Consider the following 19812-nt stretch of genomic DNA (forward strand, 5'->3'; position numbering starts at 1 on the left):
GCCTGCTGGCGGGGCTTTTTTGTGGGAAGCCGCGACCATGGCTTTGTGTAACACGCAAACCTGTGGGAGCGGAATGCTTGCCGCGACAGGGCTATGCCCAGGTCTTTATCGCGGCAAGCATTCCGCCCCCACAGGCAATCTGTTCACTCGGCAATGCCTGTTTGTCGCTTGAAGCTTGTAGCTGCCCTACCCCATGGCCCGACGGATCACTTCCCGCTTGATGGGCCCACTCTGATTAAAGAGCTTCATGCCCCAGCCCCGCATCAGGTCCACGCCCGGCGTATCACTGCGGAACAGGCGGTTGATGCCATCCAGGGCATGCAGCATGAATCGGTTGTCGGGTGCCCGGGCCCTTTCATAGCGGCGCAGAACCGCACGCTCACCGGGATCATGGCCGTGCCTTTTGGCCCGGTCCAGTACCGCGTGGAGGGTGGCCACATCCTTCAGTCCCAGGTTCATGCCCAATCCCGCCAGGGGATGCACCGTGTGGGCGGCATCGCCAACCAGCACGAGACGCTCGTCGATGTATCGATCGGCATAGCGGGAGCAGAGCGGAAAGGCCACACGCTCTGTATCAGGCATCAAGGCCCCCAGGGTCCCTTCACTGGCCAAGGTCAGCTCACGGCCGAAGGCCTCCGGAGACAAGCCCTGAAGGCGCTCCGCTTCGGCCGGTGTGGTAGACCAGACAATGGAGCAGCGCCCATCCGCCAGCGGCAATAGCGCCAGGGGACCGGTTTCGAGGAAACGCTGGCGGGCGGTCTCGCCGTGCCAATGCTCACAGCGGATATGAGCCACCAGGGCCTTCTGTTCATGATCCACCGGCGTCACGCCGATGCCTGCCATCTGACGACAAAGGGACTGGCCACCATCGGCGGCCACCACCAGACGAGCCCGGAGACGGCCGGCCTGCTCCAGCCGCAGCAAGGCCCCCTCCGGTTCCAGGGTCAATTGGGACAAGCGATCCGGCGCATACCAATGGACCGATTCCTGGCCGGCCAATTGCTCATGCAGCGCACCCTGAATAACAGCGTTCTCAATGATATGGCCCAGGTCGGGTTCCGCCACATCGGCGGCATCGAAGCTCACTCCCCCATGGGCATCCCAGACCCGCATCCGCCGATACGGACTGATCCGGCCCGCGGCAATCGCGGCCCAGGCCCCCAGACGCCCCAGTAACCGTTGAGAGGCCCGGGAGACGGCAAAAACCCGTAAGTCCATGGGGACATCCGGCTCAGGTGGTGATTGGCGGGGACGGGCATCCACCAGCGCCACGGAATAACCCTGTTCGGCCAAGCCCAGGGCCGCGGTGGCCCCAACGGGGCCTGCGCCCACGACCGCAATATCGTAGTGATTTCGCATGCCGGACATCCTACGGCGAGCGCAGGCTCAAGACCAGCAGGCCCGATTAAAAATCAGCATTCTCCTACAGCGAACACGAACTACCTGTCCTACACTTCAATATCCAGGCCAACACGGAGGAGGCTGTCATGCGTGGAAACTGGAAATGCTCCATTCGCCGAGATGCCGCGGAGGCTCTCGGCTTCAAACATGAGATCGATCCCAAACTGTTTGACAAGGTCGTCCATGCCAAGAATACCCCCCGGGAAGCGGCGGTGGCGGCGGCATTATATGAGCTACTACCCGGAGATCTGTGCGGACCGGTGGAAAAGCGGCAGCTGGAGGAATATCTGATCGCCTGCGAGCAGGACGACAGCGACTGGCCCAGAACCCACTAGTAAGCTCCATCAATCAGCCATAAAAAAACCCCGCCTTATCGGCGGGGTTCTTTTTATGGCGGGGCTGGGAGGATTGCTCGGCCCGTCCCTGGGCCTCGCCCTCCGCTTCGCTCCGGGCCTTCCGCCTTCGGCGGAAGCTCAAATGCGTTCCAGACGCATTTGTCGAACCCCCGGATTGCTTGAAAAGGTCGGGGGTTCGAAGGCTCCATCAATCAGCCATAAAAAAACCCCGCCTTATCGGCGGGGTTCTTTTTATGGCGGGGCTGGGAGGATTCGAACCCCCGACCTTTCGGTTCGTAGCCGAACGCTCTATCCAACTGAGCTACAGCCCCTCTTGCTTGTTCGGATCGCCCCGTGGGCAATGCGCGAAAGCGGCGCATTATGCGGAAATGGGGTCGATCCGTCAAATACCTAATCTGGCGGAGAGGGAGGGATTGCTCGGCCCGTCCTGGGCCTCGCCCTCCGCTTCGCTCCGGGCCTTTCGCTGATCGCGAAAGTCCAAATCTGCTCCTGGCAGATTTGTCGAACCCTCTATCGGGTTCGAATAAGGGCCTCGTCTACCCTGGCCAACCACCGATAATCCGATGGCTCCATCTAATCTGGCGGAGAGGGAGGGATTCGAACCCTCGGAGCCCGTTAGGACTCACTCCCTTAGCAGGGGAGCGCTTTCGACCACTCAGCCACCTCTCCGGGAGTTCCGCTTGCGCTGCGAAACAGAACGCGAATCATACCGACTTCCGGGGGGTCAGGTAAAGGCCTGCCACGGAGGCCGGATGACCTGACGGCATTTAAGCGTTCTCTGAATCCGAGTTCTCGCCGCCTTCGCTTTCCTGGCGGATGCGTTCGTAGATCTCTTCACGGTGCACGGCCACATCCTTGGGTGCGTTCACCCCGATACGGACCTGATTACCCTTCACACCGAGCACGGTCACGGTGACTTCATCACCGATCATGACGGTTTCACCAACACGCCGGGTAAGAATCAACATGGTGTACTCCTCGTCCCTTGGACACTCAATCACCTTATCGGGGTCGGTCAACGCCATCCAGCACCGCCGCCCCACGCACTCGGGAAGTCACTTCTCGACCCCCTTTTTTCGCCGGTTAATACCGGTCTCTACTGGCTTTCGACCCGCTATAAGTTAAACGGGTCCGTGATTAAACAGCAATCGGCGGCTTTTTACCACCTCCAGCGGGCATTCCCAGATAAATGGACGCACTTTGAGCGATGGTCGTTTAAGCCAGCTTCTCCCGCACCCAGGCTTCCACCGATTCCAGCGCCCCATCCAGGGCTTCGGGATTCGTGCCACCGGCCTGGGCCATATCCGGACGACCGCCACCCTTACCTCCAACCTGGCCGGCCACCATATTCACCAGTTCGCCGGCCTTGACCTGCTTGCTTTCCGCTTTGGTCACACCGGCAACTAGACGGACCTTGCCCTCATCCACCGTGGCCAACACCACCACAGCCTGACCCAGCTTGTTCTTGAGCTGATCAACAGCTTCGCGCAAGGCCTTGGCATCGGCGCCGTCCAGACGGGCGGAGACAAGCTTGATGCCCTTGATCTCCTTGGCCTGGCTGCTCAGATCATTGCCCGTACCGCTGGCCAGCTTGCCGCGCAGCTGTTCCAATTCCTTCTCCAGCTTTTTCTGGCGATCCAACAGCTGGGAGACCCGCTCGGGGGTCTCTTCCCGGTCCGAACGCAGCAGGCTGGCAATTTTGTTCAGGCGTTGATCGGCATCCCGCATCCATTCAATGGCGCCTTCACCGGTCACCGCCTCGATGCGGCGTACGCCGGCGGCAATCCCCCCTTCGTGGATAACGCGGAAGGCGCCGATATCACCTGTCCGGGCCACATGGGTCCCGCCGCACAACTCCATGGAGAAATCGCCGAAACGCAGGGTGCGCACATCACTGCTGTAATGCTCGCCGGCCAAGTGCAGGGCACCGGCCTTAACGGCATCGTCGAAGGGCATGTGACGCACTTCGGCGGCCACGTTTTCCAGGATCTGTTCATTGACCCGGTCTTCAATACGGCGCAGTGCTTGCGCATCCACCGGCTCCGGATGAGAGAAATCAAAGCGCAGGCGATCCGGGGCCACCAGGGAACCCTTCTGGGCAATATGCTCGCCCAGCACTTCCCGCAGAGCCGCATTCAGCAAATGGGTGGCCGAGTGGTTCCGCACAATGGCCGCTCGCCGGCGGGCATCGATACGGGCTTGCACCGACTCACCCACGCGCAGCGCTCCACTTTCCAGCGTGCCCACATGGGCATGGGCGCCACTGCCTTGCTTTTGGGTGTCCTCCACCCGGAAGTGGCCCCGTTCGCTTTCGATCAGGCCGCTGTCACCCACCTGGCCACCGCCTTCGGCATAGAAAGGCGTGGCATCCAGCACCACCACGGCGGACTCACCGGCGGAGAGGGTCTCCACAGCATCGCCATCGCGAAAGATATGGGTGACTTTGGCGGCATGGCCGGTCTGCTCGTAGCCGGTGAACTCGGTCTCGGCATCCACATCCGGGATGCTGTCGTGACTGGCGCCAAAGCGGCTGGCGGCGCGGGCCCGATCCCGCTGCTTGGCCATGGCCGCCTCAAAACCCTTATGGTCCACGTCCAGATCCCGTTCCCGGGCCACATCGGCGGTCAGATCCACCGGGAAGCCATAGGTGTCATAGAGCTTGAACACGGTCTCGCCGGGGATGGTTTCCCCATCCAGATCCTGGATCACCGCTTCCAACAGCCCCATACCCTGGGACACGGTCTCGGAGAATTTCAGTTCTTCCCGCTTCAGCGCACGCACTACCTCGTCCTGGTGTCGGGCCAGCTCGGGGAAAGCCTCGCCCATCTCGGCCACCAACGCCGGCAGCAGTTTATGGAAGAAAGCCCCCTGGGCACCCAGCTTGAAACCATGGCGCACGGCGCGCCGAATAATCCGGCGCAGCACATAGCCCCGCCCTTCATTAGAGGGCAGCACGCCATCGACGATCAGAAAGGCGCAGGCCCGAATATGATCGGCAATAACCTTCAAGGAATCATGGGAGAGGTCCTGCTCCCCGCCCACGGCCTCAGCGGCGGCCCGAATCAGGTTCTGAAACAAATCCGTTTGGTAATTACTGTGTACACCCTGCAGGACGGCCGCAATCCGCTCCAAGCCCATGCCGGTATCCACGCAGGGGGCCGGCAGAGGTTTCATTTTGCCGTCGGCACCCCGGTCATACTGCATAAAGACCAGGTTCCAGATCTCCACATAACGGTCGCCGTCTTCCTCCGGGGTTCCCGGGGGTCCGCCGGGCACATCCGGCCCGTGGTCGTAGAAGATCTCCGAGCAGGGCCCACAGGGTCCGGTATCCCCCATGGACCAGAAATTGTCCTCGGCCCCGATGCGGGAAAAACGATCGGGGCTGACACCGATCTCCTTCAGCCAGATGTCGGCGGCCTCATCGTCCTCTTCATAGACCGTGACCCAGAGCTTATCCGCCGGCAGGCCCATCTCTTCGGTGAGAAAGCGCCAGGCATAGTCGATGGCTTCGCGCTTAAAATAATCGCCGAAGCTGAAGTTGCCCAGCATCTCGAAAAAGGTGTGATGGCGGGCAGTGTAGCCGACGTTTTCCAGGTCATTATGCTTACCCCCGGCCCGCACGCAGCGCTGGGAGGTGGTCGCGCGCGCATATTCCCGCTTGTCCCGGCCCAGAAAGACTTCTTTGAACTGCACCATGCCGGCATTGGTAAATAGCAGCGTGGGATCGTTTTGGGGCACCAGGGGGCTGGACGGCACGATGGTGTGCCCCTGCTCCTCGAAAAAGCTCAAAAAACGCTGGCGCAGTTCCTTGGTACTGATAGTCATCTGGGTATTGGGCATGGTCTGGGACATGGTTCAGTTGGGCATCAATCAGGATTTGAGCCCTCTATTATGCCTGCAGCCCGGGCCCTCTTGCGACCTTTGCAACCTTGCGGGTGGAAATTGCCTCGGTGTGGGGGTTAGAGGGTTTGAAAATCAGACACGAAGGACACGAAGAAAGGCAGAAGGGCACGAAGGGTGGGATTGGCATGGGGCAATAGGAATGTCGGGGCGATTCTTAGCTTGGAATTTTGACACAGAGGACACAGAGAATCCGCAGAGGGCGCAGAGCAAAGCCTTTGTTTTTCTCTGTGGTCTCCGTGGATTCTCTGTGTCCTCTGTGTCACAAAAACCAAGCCCTGCCGATTCAGAGGCGTCTCTATATCGCCGTCACCCACACGTCCGCCCCCTTCGTGTCCTTCGTGTCGGCTTTTAAGAAGCCGGCTATTCCAAACCCAGCTCTTCGGGGTCGGTGTCGAGGGCGGTGCGGACGTGGTCGGCGGTGAAACCGCGTTGGGCGAGGAAGCGGGCCTGGCGGGCCTTTTCTTCCAGGGAATCGGGGCGTTCATCGCCGAAGCGCCGCTGGCGGGCGGCGGCGGCCAGTTGGCCGAAATCGCAATCGGCGGTGGCGATGGCCCGGTCGATCAGTCCACCATCCACGCCCCGCTGCATCAGCTCGGCCCGAATCTTCATGGGACCCTGGCCGCGATCCACCCGGGTGCGGACAAAATGCTCCACGAATCGGTCTTCATTGAGATAATCCAGCTCTTCCAAACGATCCAGGACGCCGTCGATGGTGTCCCGGCCATAGCCTTTGCGGCGTAGCCGTTGAGCTAGTTCCTGACGGGCATACTCGCGACGCGACAGCAGCCGGACGGCAAATTCCCGCGCCTTGCTCTCGCTGTCGGCATTCTCATCAGCGTCAGACATGCCTGTTCACTCGAGCCGGAGGAAGAACCCTGATTCAGACAAAACGGCCCGACCCCTGAGTCAGGGGCCGGGCCGTATCTGCGGACATCAACTCTCGGAGGAAGCTTCAGTCTTTTTAGCGGACGCCTCGGCGTCCTTCTCGGCCGCCTCTTCACCCCGGGGCTTTTTCTTCGGCATCAGCATTTCACGCAGATTGGCCTCGATTTCCTGGGCCACTTCCGGGTTGTCCTTGAGGAATTGGCGGGCATTATCCTTGCCCTGGCCGATGCGGTCGCCCTTGTAGCTGTACCAGGAGCCGGCCTTGTCCACCAGGCCATTGGTCACACCCAGATCGATGATTTCACCTTCCCGGGAAATCCCCTGGCCATAGAGGATCTCGAACTCGGTCTGGCGGAAAGGCGGCGCCACCTTGTTCTTGACCACCTTCACCCGGGTGTCATTGCCCAGCACTTCGTCACCTTTCTTGATGGCCCCGATGCGGCGAATGTCCAGGCGGACCGAGGAATAGAACTTCAGGGCATTGCCCCCGGTGGTGGTCTCGGGACTGCCAAACATGACCCCGATCTTCATCCGGATCTGGTTAATGAAGACCACCAGCGTACCGGAACGCTTGATGTTGGCCGTGAGCTTGCGCAGGGCCTGGGACATGAGCCGGGCCTGAAGACCCACATGGGAATCCCCCATCTCACCCTCAATTTCGGCCTTGGGCGTAAGCGCAGCCACGGAGTCCACCACCACCACGTCCACCGCGCCGGAGCGGACCAGCATGTCGGAAATTTCCAGGGCCTGCTCACCGGTGTCCGGCTGGGAGACCAGCAGATCATCCAGGTTCACGCCCAGTTTTTCGGCATAGTCCGGATCCAGGGCATGCTCGGCATCCACAAAGGCTGCGGTACCACCCTGCTTCTGGCATTCGGCAATCACATGCAGGGTCAGGGTCGTTTTACCCGAGGATTCCGGACCGTAGATTTCGGCCACCCGCCCCTTGGGCAAACCACCCACACCCAGGGCCATGTCCAGGCCAAGGGAGCCGGTGGAGATTGCGGAGACATCCCGGAAATCGGCACCATCGCCCATGCGCATGACCGAGCCCTTGCCGAACTGTTTCTCGATCTGGCCCAGGGCCGCGGCCAGTGCCTTCTTTCTGTTCTCGTCCATCGAAACCCCCATGAGGTCGCTGTCACCCGGACCGGGCCGGGCAGATTGAATTCGAGTCGGCATTATCCCACTCGGTCCTCGGCGGCTGAAAGCCCCGATGGACCAGCGGTCGACTCATTGGCGCGTCGGCCAATATCGACGCCTGCCGTCAGACGCCCGAACAAGAGTGTACATATATACAGTAGTCGATGACAAGAGGCGTCGGTCCAATGGGCAGCTAGCGGATGGGCCACTCACCCACAATTTCATAGCTCGGGTCGCCGGCGCCCAGCTGCGAACGCACGAGGACAAAATGGGCCGGTTCCCAGTGAATGGGGCGAATGGGCGGGAGTTCGGCACAGTCTGTCACGCCTCGGGCCACGGTGACGTGGGGGCGATAGGGCCGCCCGGTGAGCTCGAAACCTTCCCCCCCCAGCTCGGTATTGAGGTCGGCCACCAGGCCCAGCAGGGCGTCCGGTACCTCGCCGCAGCCAATCCAGAGCACCCGGCTTTGAGGCCAGTAACCGGCCCGGTCCAGCAACAGATCGATGGACCGTTCCCGTACCCGGCTGGCCGCCAGTTCGGCCGCCTTCCACTGATCGGCATCCAGACTGCCCATGAACCGCAGGGTGATATGCAGCTTGTCCTGGGAGACGGTCTTCCCATCCGCAGCGGCATCGCGGACGGCATCGGCCGCCGGGCGCAAGGCCTCGCGAATGTTGTCGCTGGGCCAGAGGGCGAAGAATAATCGCTCTTTAGTCAAACCGAATCTCCCTTGTCAGCGGGTCCACCCCGACTCGTTCTTGGTTTATGGCAAATGATTCAGCAAGCATTGCAGGGCCCAGGCCACACTGGCCCGCCGCACCTGTTCCCGCTCGCCCTGGAAATACTTAGTCCAGGCCCGCGCGTCTTCATCCAGGGCAAGACCAAAACAGACCGTGCCCACCGGCTTGTCTGCGCTGCCCCCACCCGGCCCGGCCACACCGCTCACCGCCAGAGCCCAGTCACTGCCGGCGCGACGGCGGGCGCCTTCGGCCATGGCCTTGACCACGGCCTGGGATACCGCCCCGTGGCGCGCCAGCAATTCGGCTTCCACCGACAATTCCTCCTGCTTGGCCCGGTTGGAATAACTCACCCAGCCAGATTCGAACCAGGCCGAGCTGCCGGCCACATCCGTCAAACACTTGGCAATCCAGCCACCCGTGCAGGATTCGGCCAGAGACAGGGTGAGCTTTCGTTCCGCCAGTCCGTCCCCCAGCTTCACGGCCAGACGATTCAGGGCGGCATCATCAAGGGCATCGGATTGATTCATGGCAGCTGATACTACCGGATTTAGTCCAACCGAGACCATGACTTGTCAGCGGGCCGATGCGACCATAGGATGCTCGACCCATGCCCAAAACCCAGATCCACCGTTTCAACACAGGACATACATCACCATGAGCGAGGAGCAGTTCGCCGGTCATACACCGATGATGCGCCAGTTCCTGAAGGTCAAGGCGGAGCATCCGGACATTCTGCTCTTCTATCGCATGGGCGATTTCTATGAGCTCTTCTACGAGGACGCCGAACGGGCGGCGCGATTACTGGATATCACCCTGACCAAACGGGGTGAATCCGCGGGCAAACCCATTCCCATGGCTGGCGTACCCTATCACTCGGCAGAGAGCTATCTGGCCAAGCTGGTTCGCCTGGGCGAGTCGGTGGCCATCTGTGAGCAAGTGGGTGACCCGGCCACCAGCAAGGGTCCGGTGGATCGCAAGGTGGTCCGCATCATCACCCCGGGCACGGTCACCGACGAGGCCCTGCTGGAGGAACGGCGGGACAATCTCCTCTGCGCCCTGCATCAATCGGAGACGGGCTGGGGCCTGGCCAGCCTGGATCTCACCAGCGGTCGTTTCAGTCTTCAGGAAGGAAAAGGCGAGGAATCCCTGGCCGCGGAGCTGGAGCGCCTGCACCCGGCCGAATTGCTGTTTGACGAGGACGCCAGCTGGCCTCGCTATGTCCGGGAGCAGAATGGCGCGCGTGGCCGGCCGCCCTGGCACTTCGACGCCGGCAATGGTCATCAGCTTTTGTGTGAGCAGTTACAGGTCCGGGACCTGTCCGGCTTCGGCTGTGAGGATCGCCCGCGCGCCGTGGCCGCCGCCGGGGCCCTGATGCTGTACGTACGCGAAACCCAGCGTACCGCCCTGCCCCATATCCGGGGCCTGACCGTGGAACGCCGGGAAGACAGCGTAATCATGGATGCGGCCACCCGGCGCAATCTGGAGATTGACCGTAGTCTCAGCGGCCGCCATGAACATACCCTGGCGGGTGTCATGGATCGCAGCGCCACCCCCATGGGCAGCCGCCTGCTGCGCCGCTGGCTGCATCGCCCCCTGCGGGATCGCCAGACCCTCAAGGCCCGCTACCAGTGCATCGATACCCTGCTCACCGGCCAGAGCCACCCGGCCCTGGCCGAACGGCTCAAGGGCATTGGTGATGTGGAACGGATCCTGGCCCGGGTAGCCCTGTGCTCGGCCCGACCCCGGGACCTATCGCGCCTGCGGGATAGCCTGGCCCAGGTGCCGGCCCTGCGTGCCGCCATTGAATCCGAAGACTCGCCCCTGCTCCAGCAACTGGCCCGGGACCTGGGCGACCCCACCCCGGTAGCAGAGCTGCTGCAAAGAGCCATCATCGACAACCCCCCCGTGGTGATTCGGGATGGCGGGGTAATCGCCGAGGGCTTTGACGAAGAACTGGATGAGCTCCGTCGCCTGTCCAGCAATGCCGATGGCTTTCTGGTGGATCTTGAGAAACGGGAACGGGAACGCACCGGCATCACCACCCTCAAGGTCGGCTACAACCGGGTGCATGGCTATTTCATTGAAGTCACCAAGGCCCAGGCCGATCAGGTGCCCACTGAATACCAGCGGCGCCAGACACTGAAAGCCGCGGAACGCTATATCACCCCGGAGCTAAAGGAATTCGAGGACAAGGTCTTGAGTGCCCGGGAACGGGCCCTGGCCCGGGAAAAGGCCCTCTATGAAAAGCTGCTGCAGCAATTGCTGGATTATCTGGCCGGCATGCAGGCGACCGCTGGCGCCCTGGCCGAGCTGGATGTCCTGACTTGTCTGGCGGAACGGGCCGAGACCTTGAACCTGGTGATGCCGGAGCTGCTGGATGCACCCTGCCTGGAAATCCAAGGCGGCCGACACCCGGTTGTGGAACAGGTGATCGAGGATGCCTTCGTGCCCAATGATCTGGCCATGAATGCCGATCGACGCCTGCTCATCATCACCGGCCCCAATATGGGCGGCAAGTCCACTTACATGCGCCAGGTGGCCCTGATCACCATCCTGGCCCATGTGGGCAGCTTCGTGCCTGCCGATGCCGCCCGTCTGGGTCCCATGGATCGCATCTTCACCCGCATCGGGGCCTCGGACGACTTGGCCGGCGGGCAATCCACCTTCATGGTGGAGATGAGCGAGACCGCCAATATCCTCAACAATGCCACCGACCAGAGCCTGGTCCTGATGGACGAGATCGGCCGGGGCACCAGCACCTATGACGGGGTTTCCCTGGCCCGGGCCAGCGCGGAATACATTGCCCGGGAGATCGGTGCCTACACCCTGTTCGCCACCCACTACTTCGAGCTCACCGAATTGCCCGAGCAGCTGCCGGCCTGTGCCAATGTGCATCTGGATGCCACCGAGCATGGGGATAAGCTGGTCTTTCTGCATCAGGTCCGGGAAGGCCCGGCCAACCAGAGTTATGGTCTGCAGGTGGCAGCACTCGCCGGGGTACCCCGCAGTGTGATCGATTCAGCCAAGATTCACCTGCGGGAACTGGAAAGCCAATCACTGGGCGCGCAACAGCCTCAGCTGGGCCTGTTTCAATCGGCAGCGCCGCCGCAGCAAGCACATACCCAGAAAGTCTCCCGAAACGACGATGCCCTGCGGGAAGAGCTCAAGTCCATCGACCCGGATGAGCTGACCCCGCGACAGGCCCTGGAAGCGATCTATGCCCTGCACGACAAGCTGAAGGACGACTAAAACTGCCGTATCAGAAGGGCCAACATGAAGGTCAGGGACAGCAGGAGGATCACGCCGGCACTAAGCTGCGAGCGCAAGCGACGGTACCAAGCTGGGAGCTGAAGATCGGCGGCCACCTGGCGTTCGTAGAGCCACCAGGCCATAAAGCCGCCGATCAGCATGGGCAGAGCCAATAGATCGGGATTCAGCAATGCCAGCCAGGCCCATAGCGAAGGTATGACGGCGGCAATAAAGTGTCTCTTCCCATGGGCGCCACCCCCCAGTGACAATGCCATGCCCCAATGCGTGGCCCCCAGAAAACTCAGAATGACCGCGGCATACGCCGCTGACCACTTGAGAAAAAAGCCACTATCCGGCAACAGGGTCCCAGCCGCGGGCACTACATTCCACGCCATGGCAATGAGAGCAAACAGCAGGGGCAGAAGACCGGCGTAACCCAATCCCTTGACCCAGCCCTCTCCCTCGGCATCCAAGACGGCGCCTCTATCAGAAGCCTTGCCCAGATAGGCGCGCAGCCCACCCACGAATTCCCCGTTGACGAAGACCTGAGGCAATGTCTTCTGGCCGGTCATGGTCTGCAGGACATGGAAACGCTCGCGCATGCTGGCATCTCCCATGCCCATGCGAATCTCTCGGTACCGCTGCCCTCGTTCCCGAGCAGCCTCCTCCAGCAAATCGGTCTCGGTAATGCGGGAACAGAACACCACTACATCCGCTGAATGCAGCATCTCTTCAATGGCTTGTTCATGACTGGACATGCTGATTCCTCCTGTCCGCCCGGCTTTGAGGCATGCTTGGCAGGCTTACTCGGCGTCAGCCTCGTGATCAAAGCGTGATGTCCGAAGGAAATGGATGACCTGATCGCCCACCGCCCGGGACATGAGCATGCTGGCATGGGTGACATCCAGTTCAATGCGGTCACTGGCTCCGGGAATATGGGTCTCAGACACCGCCACCGCCCCGTCATTGGGTTTCTCCAGATCACTCATGGCGGCACCCACCCCCACGCCCCGGGTCCCGGCAAGAATGCCCAGAGGGTTGGCATGCCGCCACTCGGGACGACTATCCTGCAGCAGACCCTGCTGGCCGCTTCGCCCCAGAATCATCTCCCCAATCCGCTTGTCGGCCAGGGCCCGGGCCGCCTGACTACCACGCACCGGTGAGCCCAGAAACACCAGCTTGCCATCCGTGTGGTAATTGAGCTCATTGAACAGATAGAGACTTAACAGACCACCCAGGCTATGGGCCACCAGGTGAATTGGCCGCGCGTTCAGGCTTTCCAGGAAGTGCTTCAGGCTATGGGCATTTTCATCCAGAGTGCCGGCCATGGTCCGATAGGAAAATTGCTCGGTGTCATAACCGGCATCCCGGACCATGCGACGCAGAAAGAACATTTCCAAGCCGGTCATCCACAGGCCATGAATGAAAACGACAGTGTCATTGGCTTCCGTTGCCGTTTCTCGGCTCATTTGGATCTGCCTAAAGGGCTAAAATGGGTAAGGAAGCTCTGATCAATTGGTTTCGGCTAAAACTCAACGACCCTGGATATCCGCCAGTTCGCTCATGTCGATGCCATGATCCTCCGGATCACGCACCCCGACAATGCGCCAGCGTTCGGTATCCACCCCTTCCACCAGAGTGTCCAGATTGACCAGGGGGCGATTCTTGTAGCGCTCCCCGTCCCCATCCTTGAGCATCATGACCACCGGCCGCAGGCGGGTTCGCTGGGTATGGGAAACCACCGCAGCCAGGGCACCGCTGTTGAGCTGCACCAGGCTGCCCACGGGATAGATACCGACACAGCGCATGAATTGTTCCACCAAATCCCCGCCGAACGAGGTCGCCGCCACTTCGCGGAGCTTGCCCAATGCATCATGCGGGGGCAATGGTCGGTCCGTATAGGGGCGGGGACTGGTGAGCGCATCATAGGCATCCACCAGGGCAACGATTAAGGCTTCCCTGGGAATGGCTTCACCGGACAAACCATTGGGATAGCCTTGACCGTCAACGCGCTCATGATGATAACGGACGATATTCAACACCGTCTCGGACATACCGGGCACCAGGCGAAGTACATTGTAGCCCTCGCGGGGATGGCGGCTGATCACCTCAAACTCTTCTTCACTCAGCGCCCCTTCCTTGATCAGAATCTCCCGGGGCGTCCGCATCAGACCGATATCATGCAGCATGGCGCCCATACCAATCTGCTCCAGCGCCTCACGCTCATAACCCAGGTGCTGGGCAAAAGCCACGGCCAAGACACAGGTGTTCATGCTGTGGGCGGCAACGAATTCATGTTTCTGACGCAGATTGGTCAGCCACAGCGCCGCATTGGGGTTATTGGATACCGTGACAATCAGCTCGGAGACCACGGCGCGGGCTTCTTCGCTGCGGATGCTCTCACCCAGGCGAACATCATTCAGCAATTTATCGGCGAGTTCCGTGCCCGCATCCACCACCTTCCGGGCCCGGACCACTTCCTCGCTGAAATCGGTTTTGAAAGCCGACTTCTGACGATCAGACGCGGCCATCTCTTCCAGCTCAGCCACATCGATGTCGCCGCTTTTCTCCACATCCACGAATACATGCTCGCAGCTCTCTCGCAGCTGGGCCAGCTCCTTCTCGTCCTGAATGGTAAAGCCCTGGAATAAAAAGGGGCTTTCCAGCCAGGGGATATCCAGTTCCGCCACATGCATCCCGATCTTGAGATCAGCAACAGGGACTTTTTTGTGTTCCATCAGTGCCACTTCCTTCCAATACTGGCCAGAAGCGCGATGTCTTCGCGCCCAGCCCTGACGCGCTCTGCACTATCTCTCATGCAGCCATGCTATCACTATAGCCAAAAGGGAGACGGCCGTGTTCTACCAGGCCCCGGACCAGGCGATAGCCGTCCGTTGAGAGCGGCCATGGGGCATTCATCGCATCCGCAGGGGGATCACCTGACATAGCGCCTGGCGATTGCTGTGGGAGCTGACCTTGGCCAGGGCCCGGTCAAATGGCATCCATTGCCAGCTGACATGCTCCTCCGGGTTCAGGCGTATGGCTGGCCGCCCCTGGACTGCCCGGCAAAAGACCCGCTCATGATTTTGTTGGGTTCCGGGTGGGAAGCGATCCCGCCAAGCAGGATGGATCTCGAAATAGGCGTCCAAATGACAGTCCCGTGGGGCTGGGACCGGGGACAGGCCGGTTTCTTCCTCCAGCTCCCGGGCGGCGGCCGCCGGGGCCGATTCTCCCCATTCCAGACTGCCGGTGACGGACTGGAAAAACCCCCTGGGCTGGCAACGCTCCAACACCAGCACCTCGGCATCCTGGTTGTAGACCAGCACCAGCACCGATTCGGGCCGTTTCAAGCTGCTGCTCACAACTTTCTCAGAATCCGGTCCAGCCAGGCGGTGGGCAGAAGGCGCCGCAGAAAGGCCAGCACATAGGCCGGACGGGTAACATAGTAGCGAGGTTTCGGACGAGGGGATTCCAGAGCCTTGAGCAAACGACGCATCACGGCATCCGGTGTCACGGAGCCGGGCAGCTTGCCATTCGGCGCCGTATTCTCCCGTTCCAGCCGGGCATACTGCTCGGCATGAATGGAGTCGCGCAGCTTGATATAGCGGCGGGCATTGCTCAAGGCGGAATGGCGGAAACGGGATTCCACCGGCCCTGGATTAATGCTGACCACCCGGATATCGGTCTCAGACAGCTCCATCCTCAGGGTGTCGGTAAAGCCCTCTAGGGCGAACTTGCTGGCGTTGTAGGCGCCCCGCCAGGGCATGGCCACCAGACCCAATATGGAGCTGATCATGATAATCCGCCCCTGCCCGCGGGGCCCCTGATCCCGCATCAGGGGCAGGATCTTGTTGGTCAGTTCCATGGTGCCGAAGACATTGGCCTCGAACTGGGCCCGCATGGCCGCCCGGGACAGATCCTCCACAGCCCCGGGTATGGCGAAAGCACCGTTATTCACCAGGGCATCAATATGGCCATTGGTGGCCTCCATCACCTGATCCACAGCCACAGTGATGGACAGGGAATCATTCAGATCCAGCTGCAGGGCCTCGAAACCGGCCCGCTCCAGGCGATGTACATCCAGCGTCCGCCGGGCGGTGGCAAAAACCCGCCATCCCCGATCTTTCAGCAGGTGGGCCGCGGCCTCACCAATGCCACTTGAGCATCCGGTGATCAGGACGCTGGGCCGACTCTCACCGGAAGCGCTTGGAACCATCGCCTTGTCATTCTGCATTCTGTCTATCCCCAACCATGAGTCATCGATGTCCTGCCCGGACAGTCACCACTCATGGTACCGCGACTACCTGCCCGAATCCGATAGCCATAGGCAATAAAAGCCCCTCATCCAGGCCCAAAAGAGGCGGAATCTTCATGGCTCGGGGTATAATCCACTTGTATTTCCAGCTGCGACCCCTAAATTGCTCAACAATGGCCGCCTCCGGATGCCGGACCGGCCATTGTCTTGGCCCAAAGATTACGAGTGAGGAATCGGACATGCCGATCTACGAATACCGTTGTCAGGCCTGTGGCCACGAACTGGAAGCCCTGCAAAAAATGAGCGATGCACCGCTCACCACCTGCCCCCAGTGCGAGGCGGAAAGCCTGACCAAGCTGGTCTCGGCCACCGCCTTCCGCCTGGCCGGCTCGGGCTGGTATGAAACCGACTTCAAGAAGGGAAACAAGCGAAATCTGGCGGGGGACGGCAAAACCGCCGATAAGAAGTCGGATAGCGGCAGTTCCACCGGCTCGGACAAAAAGAGCAGCAACAGGAAGGCTGAAACGGCGTGAAGGATCTGGGCCTGCTGGCTAGACTCAGGCGCTATTTCGTCGCCGGCATTCTGGTGCTGGTGCCGATCGGGGTAACCCTCTTCGCCCTGCGCTTTTTGGTCAACCTGCTGGACCGCTCCCTGAATCTGCTCCCCGATGCCATCCAGCCCGAGAACCTGTTCGGTTTCTCCATCCCGGGGCTGGGCATCGTGCTCAGCCTGGCTGTGCTGCTAGTCACCGGCATGCTTGCGGCCAACTTCTTTGGCCGCAAGCTGGTGGAATGGGGCGAGAGGATTCTTAACCGTATTCCCGTGGTCCGCTCCATCTATTCCGGCAGCAAAAAAATCGCCGAGACCATGTTCTCGGGCAAAAGTGATGCCTTCCGCCAACCGGTTCTGATCCCCTACCCCCACGAAAACTCCTGGGCCCTGGCCTTCGTCACCAACAACAATCTGGGTGAAATCCAGTACCGCACGGGCACCGATGTGGTGGGTGTCTATGTCCCTACCACGCCCAACCCCACCTCCGGCTTTAATCTCATGATTCCACGCGACCAGGTCATCGAACTGGACATGACCGTGGACGAGGCTCTGCGCATGATCATCTCCCTGGGCGTGGTCGTCCCACCCTGGCAGGGTGATGGCCAGACCGCCGCCCGGGAACTGGAACGCAAGGCTACAGATCCGGACCGTTGAGCCGGATTTTGGCCCAGAAAATCTAACACGAAGGACACGAAGAAAAGCAGAAGGGCGCGAAGGGGGTTAGGGGGAGGTAGGCACCGCCCCACCGTAGGAGCGAATTCATTCGCGATTAGACCTTGATCGCCCCCCGTGCCCCTCCGCAAGCCAATCGCGGATAAATCCGCTCCTACGATTTGCTCCGTTTTCTCCGCGTTTCTCCGTGGCCTCCGCGTTATTAAACCACGCTCCCTACCCCCTAAGCCCATAACATTGCCCCTTCGTGTCCTTCTGCCTTTCTTCGTGTCCTTCGTGTCCGATTTTTCCTGGTTGGCATAGATCCCCAGTGTTGAGCACGAGAATCAGGCTCCGAAAACGGCGTGAAACTTGCGATATAGGCGCCCAAACCGTAATATTCCCGCCTTTCGGGCCCTCTGGCCGTCTTTCCGGCGGCAGCGTCCCGGCAGCCCGCCCGGCCAAGACGCCAGGCCGGTGATGACCGGTGCTTTCCCGACAGCCCAATCAATTCCTTTCAACATTCAAGACAGCGGGAGCTTCGCGCATGCGATCCCATTATTGCGGCAAGGTGGATGAATCCCTTCTGGACCAGGAAGTCACGGTATGCGGCTGGGTACATCGCCGGCGCGACCATGGTGGCGTGATCTTTGTCGACCTGCGCGACCGGGAAGGTCTGCTGCAGGTGGTGTTCGATCCGGACCGGGAAGATGTCTTTGCCACCGCCGAGCGCCTGCGAAGCGAATATGTCATCCAGGTGAAAGGCCGGGTCCGCCGTCGCCCCGAAGGCACCACCAATGACAAGCTCCCCACCGGCCAGGTGGAAGTGCTGGGCCTGGAACTCACGGTCCTCAACAAGGCCGAGACCCCGCCCTTCCACCAGGACGAGGAAGTGGGCGAGGACATGCGCCTCAAGTACCGCTATGTGGACCTGCGCCGGGCGTCGATGCAGAAGAACCTGCGCCTGCGCGCCCGGGTCACCTCCGCCCTGCGCCGTCATCTGGACGATCTCAACTTTCTGGACGTGGAAACCCCCATGCTCACCCGGGCCACGCCGGAAGGCGCCCGGGACTATGTGGTGCCCAGCCGCACCCATCCGGGCGAATTCTTTGCGCTGCCCCAGTCCCCGCAGCTGTTCAAGCAGCTGCTGATGATGTCCGGGGTGGACCGCTACTACCAGATCGTGCGCTGCTTCCGGGATGAAGACCTGCGCGCCGACCGCCAGCCGGAATTCACCCAGCTGGACATGGAGACCTCCTTCATGTCCGAGGAAGAGATCATGGGTCTGGTGGAGACCATGCTGCGGGGTGTCTTCAAGGATGTGATGGGCATCGAGCTGGAAGAACCCTTCCCGCGCATGACCTATGCCGAAGCCATGCGCCGCTTCGCCTCCGACAAGCCCGATCTGCGGATTCCCCTGGAGCTGGTGGACGTGGCCGATCTGGTGGCGGATGCCGAATTCAAGGTCTTCTCCGGCCCGGCCAAGGCCGACAATGGCCGGGTGGCCGCCCTGCGCCTGCCCAAGGGCGGCGAGCTGACCCGCAAGGAAATCGACGGTTACACCGAGTTCGTGGGCCGCTATGGGGCCAAGGGCCTGGCCTATATCAAGGTCAACGATCCCACCCAGGGCCGGGAAGGCCTGCAGTCACCCATCCTGAAATTCCTCTCCGATGAGGCCGTAGCCGGTATCCTGGAACGGACCGGGGCCGAAGCCGGGGACCTGGTCTTCTTCGGCGCGGACAAGGCCACCGTGGTCAACGACGCCCTGGGTGCCCTGCGGGTCAAGCTGGGCCATGATCGCGGCCTGGTGGAAGCCGGCTGGCGCCCGCTGTGGGTGGTGGACTTCCCCATGTTCGAGTTCGACGAGAAGGACAACCGCTGGTACTCCCTGCACCACCCCTTCACCGCCCCCCGGGTGGACAGCGCCCAGGCCCTCAAGGACACCCCCCCGGGTGAACTGATCTCCCGGGCCTACGACATGGTGCTCAACGGCTCGGAAATCGGTGGCGGCTCCATCCGTATCCACGATACCGAAATGCAGTCGGCGGTCTTTGATTACCTGGGGATCAGCCAGGAAGAGGCCCAGGAGAAGTTCGGTTTCCTTCTGGACGCCCTGAAGTACGGCTGCCCGCCCCACGGCGGCATCGCCTTCGGTCTGGACCGCATGGTGATGCTGATGGCCGGTGCCGACAGCATCCGGGAAGTGATCGCCTTCCCCAAGACCCAGACCGCCTCCTGCCCGCTCACCAACGCCCCGGGCCGCATCGACAACGCCCAGCTGCGTGAACTGGGCATCCGCCTGCGCAAAACCGCCCAGCCGGAAGGCGACAGCAACAAGGCAGAATGATTGGAACCGCCTACGCCGTAGGAGCGGATTCATCCGCGATTGGTGCAGGGGCCCCGACCATCTTAAAAGCCTGACACGAAGGACACGAAGAAAGGCAGAAGGACGCGAAGGGTGATTAAGGTTTAGGGCTGGCGGGGATATAGAGACTGAGCTGACTCGTCCGGGCTTGGATTTTATGACACAGAGGTCTCAGAGAATCCGCAGAGATACACAGAGGAAATGAAAGCGGATGCTTTTGTTTGATTCCAGCTGTGGGAGCGGCGTCCGCCGCGATCAAGGCTTCAACTGCCTCTAATCGCGGCCGCCGGCGGGCCCGCAGGGGGGTCCGT

At 61.2% G+C, this 19812-nt stretch carries 17 protein-coding genes and 2 tRNA genes; 5 read left to right on the forward strand and 14 right to left on the reverse strand.

The genetic code is table 11. From position 1 onward, the window contains the following. Positions 1–186: 186 nt before the first annotated feature. Positions 187–1359, reverse strand: coding sequence for a UbiH/UbiF/VisC/COQ6 family ubiquinone biosynthesis hydroxylase (locus J2T60_RS07235; protein WP_253447452.1), 1173 nt, complete (start codon positions 1357–1359; stop codon positions 187–189). A gap of 128 nt (positions 1360–1487) precedes the next feature. Here J2T60_RS07235 and J2T60_RS07240 point away from each other — a divergent pair, with 128 nt between their 5' ends. Beyond that, positions 1488–1736, forward strand: coding sequence for a hypothetical protein (locus J2T60_RS07240; RefSeq protein ID WP_253447455.1), 249 nt, complete (start codon positions 1488–1490; stop codon positions 1734–1736). Between the two features lie 255 nt (positions 1737–1991). Here the strand turns inward: J2T60_RS07240 and J2T60_RS07245 are convergent. The 8 genes from J2T60_RS07245 to J2T60_RS07280 form a co-directional block, all read right to left on the reverse strand. Further along, positions 1992–2068, reverse strand: a tRNA-Arg gene (locus J2T60_RS07245). A gap of 268 nt (positions 2069–2336) precedes the next feature. Continuing rightward, a tRNA-Ser gene (locus tag J2T60_RS07250) sits at positions 2337–2426 on the reverse strand. A 98-nt stretch (positions 2427–2524) separates the two neighbouring features. Continuing rightward, the gene (csrA, locus tag J2T60_RS07255) at positions 2525–2725 is read right to left on the reverse strand and encodes a carbon storage regulator CsrA (RefSeq protein WP_253447458.1); all 201 of its coding nucleotides are present in this window, start codon (positions 2723–2725) and stop codon (positions 2525–2527) included. Positions 2726–2972: 247 nt separating this feature from the next. Continuing rightward, on the reverse strand, positions 2973–5609 hold the full coding sequence (gene alaS, locus J2T60_RS07260; protein WP_445376044.1) for an alanine--tRNA ligase: 2637 nt from the start codon (positions 5607–5609) through the stop codon (positions 2973–2975). 411 nt (positions 5610–6020) lie between these two features. Further along, positions 6021–6506 (reverse strand): regulatory protein RecX, encoded by a 486-nt coding sequence (locus tag J2T60_RS07265; protein ID WP_253447461.1) that lies wholly within the window; start codon positions 6504–6506, stop codon positions 6021–6023. 87 nt (positions 6507–6593) lie between these two features. Then, a complete protein-coding gene (gene recA, locus J2T60_RS07270; RefSeq protein WP_253447463.1) occupies positions 6594–7664 on the reverse strand; it encodes a recombinase RecA in 1071 nt (356 codons plus the stop codon). Between the two features lie 217 nt (positions 7665–7881). Then, positions 7882–8406 (reverse strand): RNA 2',3'-cyclic phosphodiesterase, encoded by a 525-nt coding sequence (gene thpR, locus J2T60_RS07275; protein ID WP_253447466.1) that lies wholly within the window; start codon positions 8404–8406, stop codon positions 7882–7884. A gap of 45 nt (positions 8407–8451) precedes the next feature. After that, positions 8452–8955: a CinA family protein gene (locus J2T60_RS07280; protein ID WP_253447470.1), complete on the reverse strand. Its 504-nt coding sequence runs from the start codon at positions 8953–8955 to the stop codon at positions 8452–8454. A 127-nt stretch (positions 8956–9082) separates the two neighbouring features. On the opposite strand from J2T60_RS07280, the gene mutS reads away from it, so the two are divergent. Next, complete coding sequence (gene mutS, locus J2T60_RS07285; protein ID WP_253447473.1) at positions 9083–11677, forward strand: DNA mismatch repair protein MutS; 2595 nt, start codon at positions 9083–9085, stop codon at positions 11675–11677. On the opposite strand, the gene J2T60_RS07290 is transcribed toward mutS, so the two are convergent. The 5 genes from J2T60_RS07290 to J2T60_RS07310 all read right to left on the reverse strand — a co-directional run bounded on the left by J2T60_RS07290 (position 11674) and on the right by J2T60_RS07310 (position 15911). Then, positions 11674–12435 carry a DUF3429 family protein gene (locus J2T60_RS07290; protein WP_253447476.1) on the reverse strand — a complete coding sequence of 254 codons (762 nt, stop codon included), beginning with the start codon at positions 12433–12435 and terminating at the stop codon, positions 11674–11676. The two genes, mutS and J2T60_RS07290, sit on opposite strands and share 4 nt — an antisense overlap. A gap of 45 nt (positions 12436–12480) precedes the next feature. Next, entirely contained in the window at positions 12481–13146 is a 666-nt protein-coding gene (locus J2T60_RS07295) for an esterase/lipase family protein (RefSeq protein WP_253447479.1), read from the reverse strand. A gap of 63 nt (positions 13147–13209) precedes the next feature. Continuing rightward, positions 13210–14415 (reverse strand): HD-GYP domain-containing protein, encoded by a 1206-nt coding sequence (locus J2T60_RS07300; protein WP_253447482.1) that lies wholly within the window; start codon positions 14413–14415, stop codon positions 13210–13212. Between the two features lie 177 nt (positions 14416–14592). Further along, positions 14593–15039, reverse strand: coding sequence for a dihydroneopterin triphosphate diphosphatase (gene nudB, locus J2T60_RS07305; protein ID WP_253447485.1), 447 nt, complete (start codon positions 15037–15039; stop codon positions 14593–14595). Then, on the reverse strand, positions 15036–15911 hold the full coding sequence (locus J2T60_RS07310) for an SDR family NAD(P)-dependent oxidoreductase (protein WP_253447488.1): 876 nt from the start codon (positions 15909–15911) through the stop codon (positions 15036–15038). The genes nudB and J2T60_RS07310 overlap by 4 nt, the downstream gene beginning before the upstream one ends. Positions 15912–16171: 260 nt before the next feature. Between J2T60_RS07310 and J2T60_RS07315 the strand changes: the two genes are divergently transcribed. From J2T60_RS07315 to aspS, 3 genes are all read left to right on the forward strand, one after another. Next, positions 16172–16465, forward strand: a complete 294-nt coding sequence (locus J2T60_RS07315) for an FmdB family zinc ribbon protein (RefSeq protein ID WP_253447491.1) — start codon at positions 16172–16174, stop codon at positions 16463–16465. Further along, positions 16462–17139, forward strand: a complete 678-nt coding sequence (locus tag J2T60_RS07320; RefSeq protein WP_445376045.1) for a DUF502 domain-containing protein — start codon at positions 16462–16464, stop codon at positions 17137–17139. Before J2T60_RS07315 ends, J2T60_RS07320 begins: the two co-directional genes overlap by 4 nt. Before the next feature lie 544 nt (positions 17140–17683). Next, positions 17684–19483 (forward strand): aspartate--tRNA ligase, encoded by a 1800-nt coding sequence (gene aspS, locus J2T60_RS07325; RefSeq protein ID WP_253447494.1) that lies wholly within the window; start codon positions 17684–17686, stop codon positions 19481–19483. Positions 19484–19812: the final 329 nt, after the last annotated feature.

This window comes from Natronospira proteinivora, assembly GCF_024170465.1.
Lineage (GTDB): Bacteria > Pseudomonadota > Gammaproteobacteria > Natronospirales > Natronospiraceae > Natronospira > Natronospira proteinivora.